This is a genomic window from Amycolatopsis thermalba, from assembly GCF_003385215.1.
Classification (GTDB): domain Bacteria; phylum Actinomycetota; class Actinomycetes; order Mycobacteriales; family Pseudonocardiaceae; genus Amycolatopsis_E; species Amycolatopsis_E thermalba.
In genome coordinates this window covers 1-5,303 of the sequence record NZ_PQHW01000187.1, presented here as the reverse complement: position 1 = coordinate 5,303, position 5,303 = coordinate 1, and the positions used below count along the sequence as shown (strand labels likewise).

The following is a 5,303-nucleotide window of genomic DNA, read 5'->3' as shown; positions in this document are numbered from 1 at the left end:
GGCCCAACCACACCCACACCACCCGCCCACTCGCACCACCACGAGGCGGCCCCCTCATGACCCAGCTCCTCACCAAGGCCCGCACGGCGCCCCATCCCGCCAACCGACGCTCGCTCCTCGTTTGTGTCGCCCTTGCGGTCGCGGTCGTCGTCTTCGGGGTGCTCGCCCTGGGCACCGGGTCGATCGCCGTCGCGCCGCTCGATGTCGTTCGCACCTTGCTCGGCAATGGCAGCCGCATCACGAACTTCGCCGTGCTCGACCTCCGGCTGCCCCGCGTGCTCATCGCGCTGGCCGTCGGGGCCGCGCTCGGCATGAGCGGCGCCGTCTTCCAGAGCCTGTCGCGCAACCCGCTCGGCAGCCCGGACATCATCGGGTTCAACTACGGCGCCACCACCGGCGGCCTGCTGATCATCCTGCTCTTCGGCGGCGGCACCCTGGCCGTCTCCGGCGGCGCCCTCGCCGGCGGGCTGGTCACCGCGCTCGCCGTCTACCTGCTCGCCTGGCAGCGCGGCGTCCGCGGCTCCCGCCTGGTCCTGGTCGGCATCGGCGTCAGCGCGATCCTCCAGGCCGTCAACTTCTACCTGATCGTCAACGCCCAGCTCGCCGACGTCGCCCGCGCGACGGTCTGGCTCACCGGTAGCCTCAACAACCTCGGCTGGACCCAGTTCTGGCCACTGGCGATCGCCCTGGTCGCGCTGATCCCGCTGCTGCTCGCCGGCGCGCGACGGCTGGACATGCTCGAAATGGGCGACGACGCCGCGGCCGCGCTCGGCGTCCCGGTCGAACGCAGCCGCGTCTACCTGCTGGTCGTCGGCACGGCGGCCTGCGCGATCGCGACCGCCGCGTCCGGGCCGATCGCCTTCGTCTCCCTCACCGCGCCCCAGCTGGCCAAGCGCCTGACCAGGGCCGCCGGCGCGGGCATCCTCCCAGCCGCATGGATGGGCGCGTTGCTGGTGCTGGCCGCGGACTTCGTCGCCCAGCGCATCGCCGGCTCGTCGACGCTGCCGGTCGGGGTGGCGACCGCCGCGCTCGGTGGCGCCTACCTCGGCTGGCTACTCTGGCGCCGCCGCTGAAAAAGGCCCCGGGCAACCCCGGGGCCTTTTTCACGAGTCAGGCGCGCACCACGAACGGCGCCACCGAACCCAGCTTCTCGCAGGTTTCCTCGAACTCACGCTCGGGCGTCGAGTCCGCGACGATCCCGGCGCCCGCGCGCAGCCACGCCTGCGCACCCTCCTGGTACACCGCCCGCAGCACCAGCGCCGCGTCCAGGGCGCCGTCGTGGGAAAGCGCTATCACCGCGCCGCTGTACAACCCGCGCGGATCGTCCATCCGGGAGATCGCGTCCAGGGACTCGCGCTTGGGGATGCCGGACGCGGTCACCGCCGGGAAGACCGCCTCCAGCGCGTCCCACGCCGACCGGCCGTCCGCGAGGTCCCCGTTCACCAGCGAAGCCAGGTGCTGCACGCTGCCCCGCTCCTTGATGCCCATGAAGTCGCCGACCCGCACCGACTCCGGCACGCACACCCGCCGCATCTCCTCCTGCGCGGTCCGCACCGACACGGCGTGCTCGAACACCTCCTTGGGGTCCGACTCGAGCTCGGCCCGCGCGGCCGCGTCCGCCGCGGCGCCCCGGCCGAACGCGCGCGTGCCGGCCAGTGGCTGCGTCGTGACCTGACCACTCGCGTCGACCGACACCACGATCTCCGGGCTGAACCCGGCCGCCTCGGCACCGCCCAGCCGCAGCAGGAACGACCGGGCCGGGGTGTTGCCGCGCCGCCCGAGTTCGTAGGTCGCGACCAGGTCGGCCGGGAACGGGATCCGCACGACCCGGGACAGGATCACCTTCTGGTACTGGCCCTGCCGGATCTCCTTGACCGCCTGCGCGACCCGCTCGCGGTAGCTCTCGCCACCGGCCCGGACGTCCACTTCGGCCGGTTGTGGCTGGTCCGCCGCGAACGACGCTTCGAGGATTTCGCGGACCCGCGCCCGCTCGGCGGCGTCCACGCCGCGGATGCCGACCGTGTGCCCGTCGAGCCGCACCTCGGTGCGCGGCACGATCACCCGCACCACCTCGCCCGGTGGGGTCGCGGCGCCCCGCAGTCCCAGCCCCGGCACCAGCCCGGCGAACGAGAAGTGCACGCGGCCGTAGGCGTTCCATCCCGTGACGGGCAGTTCCGCCAGCGCCCACCGCATGGCCTCGCCCGGCGACCCGGTCCACGCACGATCGGTCACCTCGCCGCCGTACGAGATGCGCACTCGCTCGGCGTCGAGTGACACCGTCGCGAGCGCCCCACCCGCGAACGTCCACACGCCGTCCCGCTCGTAGACGACGTAGTCGTCGAACCCGGCACGCGCCAGCCTGGTCACGAGGCTCAGTGGCTCAGCCACCGATCCAAAGGTCTCGAGGTCGTACTCGGTCACGCCCACTCCTCGGTTTTCACACCACTGACCGCGTATTCGGCCGGCCAGTCGAACGACGGTTCCCGCCGGTCGAGGATCGAGCGCAGGATTTCGCCGACCCGCACCGCGGTGTTGGAGAGCAGGGAGGCGGTGATGCCGTGCGAGTGCTCGGTGCCGCCCTGCAGGTACAGCCCGGCCTTGACGTCCGGGGCCACCAGCCGGTAGTCGCGCTCGACGCGCAGACGGCCCTGCTCGTCGCGGCGGCACTTCGCGGCCAGCTCGCCGAGCAGTGACGTCGGATCGGCCGGACGGTATCCGGTCGCGTAGACGACGAGGTCCGCGTCCAGCACCGTTTTCTCGCCCGTGGTCAGGGACTCGATCGCCATGCGGACACCGGACTCGGTCTCGTCGACGTCGATCGGGCGGCACGCGTTGAAGATCCGCAGCCGCTGCACGCCCTGCACCTTCTCGCGGTACACGCGGCGGTACAGGTCGTCGATGAGGTCGAGGTCCACGGCCGAGTAGTTCGTGTTGCCGTGGTAGTCCATCAGCCGACGCTTGACGTCCTCCGGCGCGGTGTAGAACGCGTCGACCGCTTCCGGGTCGAAGATCCGGTTCGCGAACGAGCTGTCGTCCGACGGGCTGTAACCGTAGCGGGCGAACACCGAGCACACCTCGGCCCGCGGAAACCTGTCGTGCAGGAAGGCGGTGACCTCGGCGGCGCTCTGCCCGGCGCCGACGACGACGCACCGCTCGGGGTCGGTCACCTTGCCGATCCGGTGCAGCAGCTGGTGGTTGTGCCAGATCCGGTCACTGGTCGTGACGCCCTCGGGGAGGTTCGGCCGCAGCCCGGTGCCGAACACGACGTTGCGGGCGCGGAACACCTGCCCGTCGGTGGTCCGCACGTCGAACAACGTTTCCTCGCCCGGAACCGGCGTGATCCCGGCGACCTCGCGGCCGTAGGAGACGAGGTCGTCCACCTTGGCGGCCGACCACTCCAGGTAGTCGTGGAACTCGATCCGCAGCGGGAAGAGGTTCTTGTGGTTGATGAAGTCGACGAGGCGCCCCTGACTGTGCAGGTAGGACAGGAAGCTGAACTCGCTGGCCGGGTTGCGCATGGTGACGAGGTCCTTGAGGAACGACACCTGCATCGTGGCGTTGTCCAGCAGCATCCCCCGGTGCCAGCCGAAGCGCGGCTGCCGCTCCAGGAAGTGCGCGGTGACCGCCGCCCCGCCGCCGGCGTTGTGCTCGGTGACGGCGATCGCCAGCGCGAGATTCGAAGGGCCGAAGCCGACCCCGACCAGGTCGTAGACCGGAACTTCCTGCGGTTCTGGCATGCCCGTCCTATCCGTAGATGTACAACCGAGGCAACCCTAACCTAAGTTAGGGGAGGCTTAACTACTACATTCGGGCGTGATGTTGATCCCGGAACGAGGAGGACCGATGCGGGTCGCGATGTTCGGCTACCAGACGTGGGGGCACCGCACGCTGCGTGCACTGCTGGACGCCGGTCACGAGGTGGTGCTCGTCGTGACGCACCCGAAGAGCGACCACGCGTACGAGAAGATCTGGTCCGACTCGGTCGCGGAACTCGCGCGGGAGAACGGTGTTCCGGTGATCGAGCGCAACCGCCCGGACGACGAGGTGGCGGCGCGGCTCAAGGAGGCCGAGCCGGAGATCATTGTGGCGAACAACTGGCGCACCTGGCTGCCGCCGGAGATCTTCAACCTGCCGCCCCGGGGCACCCTCAACGTGCACGATTCGCTGTTGCCCGCCTACGCCGGTTTCTCCCCGCTGATCTGGGCGCTGATCAACGGGGAGAATGAGGTCGGCGTAACCGCGCACATGATGAACGACGAACTGGACGCGGGCGACATCATCCTGCAGCGGGCCGTCGAGGTCGGTCCGCGGGACACGGTCACCGATCTGTTCCACCGCACCGTGGACCTGATCGCCCCGGTGGTGTCGGAGGCACTGGCGAAGCTCGAATCGGGCGACTACGAGCCGGTGCCGCAGGACCGCTCCAAGGCGAGCTTCTTCCACAAGCGATCCATTGAGGACAGCCGCATCGACTGGACCTGGCCGGCCGAAGACATCGACCGCCTGGTCCGCGCCCAGTCCGACCCGTACCCGAACGCCTTCACCACCCACAAGGGACAGACGATCCGGGTGATCAAGGCATCCGTCTCGAAGGGACGGTACGGCGGCACGCCCGGCCGCATCTTCATCCCGGAGGGAGAAGGCGTGGTGATCGTCGCCGGCGCGGACGCCCGCTTCGGGAAGAACCACGGCCTGGTGATCGAGCGGGTACGTCTGGAAGACGGCACGGAGCTGGCGGCCACGCAGCACTTCAAAACGATGGGCGGATACCTGGGCCGCTGACGGCGCGCCAGCGCCGTCAGCGGCCCAGGTAGCTGGGTGGTCATCCCGTCGCCTGACACGTGACGATCACCTTGAGCCAGGGCCGCAACCCAGGCCGCCAACCGGCGGCCGACCATGCCAACCTTGCGGCCCTGGCTCAAGGTGATATGCACAAACCGGAAGGCGACGGGATGACCACCCAGCGACCACCTCGCCAAGGCGAGGTTCCTGCATTCCCCGTCATCCCGGAGCCTGCCCGTCCGGCGAGGACATCTTTTGATCTTTAGTCTTGCTTTTGGGCAGGCGAGGAGCCCGCCCTGCGGGCGGTTAAAGCGCCTCACGGCGCCGAACGGTCACCTTCCGACCACCCCCGCCCCCGATGCCTGATTGTGTTTCAGTCGCCGAGCAGGCGTGCCAAGGCGGGAAAGAGTACCTTGACACGCCTGATCGGCGACCAAAGACCGGCTGTGGATCGGGGGCGGGGGAGGTCTGGTTGGGGTAGTCGGTGCTGTCGCGTTGCCGGCCGCCGGTAGCGCAGGGCT

4 protein-coding genes are annotated in these 5,303 nt (G+C 69.9%); 2 read left to right on the top strand and 2 right to left on the bottom strand.

All coding sequences use genetic code 11. The features are described 5' to 3' along the window. Positions 1-56: 56 nt before the first annotated feature. Complete coding sequence (locus D0D15_RS35260; RefSeq protein ID WP_115945086.1) at positions 57-1,073, top strand: FecCD family ABC transporter permease; 1,017 nt, start codon at positions 57-59, stop codon at positions 1,071-1,073. Between the two features lie 37 nt (positions 1,074-1,110). Here the strand turns inward: D0D15_RS35260 and D0D15_RS35255 are convergent, their stop codons facing one another. Together D0D15_RS35255 and D0D15_RS35250 are read right to left on the bottom strand one after the other, a co-directional pair. Beyond that, the gene (locus D0D15_RS35255) at positions 1,111-2,421 is read right to left on the bottom strand and encodes a salicylate synthase (protein ID WP_208646213.1); all 1,311 of its coding nucleotides are present in this window, start codon (positions 2,419-2,421) and stop codon (positions 1,111-1,113) included. Continuing rightward, entirely contained in the window at positions 2,418-3,737 is a 1,320-nt protein-coding gene (locus D0D15_RS35250) for a lysine N(6)-hydroxylase/L-ornithine N(5)-oxygenase family protein (protein ID WP_094003843.1), read from the bottom strand. Before D0D15_RS35250 ends, D0D15_RS35255 begins: the two co-directional genes overlap by 4 nt. A 106-nt stretch (positions 3,738-3,843) precedes the next feature. Here D0D15_RS35250 and D0D15_RS35245 point away from each other — a divergent pair, with 106 nt between their 5' ends. Continuing rightward, on the top strand, positions 3,844-4,782 hold the full coding sequence (locus tag D0D15_RS35245; protein WP_094003842.1) for a methionyl-tRNA formyltransferase: 939 nt from the start codon (positions 3,844-3,846) through the stop codon (positions 4,780-4,782). Positions 4,783-5,303: the final 521 nt, after the last annotated feature.

Bases quoted from the DNA above. Each gene is read 5' to 3' on its own strand.
- D0D15_RS35260 (WP_115945086.1), top strand. From the start codon at position 57: ATGACCCAGCTCCTCACCAAGGCCCGCACGGCGCCCCATCCCGCCAAC.
- D0D15_RS35250 (WP_094003843.1), bottom strand. From the start codon at position 3,737: ATGCCAGAACCGCAGGAAGTTCCGGTCTACGACCTGGTCGGGGTCGGC.
- D0D15_RS35245 (WP_094003842.1), top strand. From the start codon at position 3,844: ATGCGGGTCGCGATGTTCGGCTACCAGACGTGGGGGCACCGCACGCTG.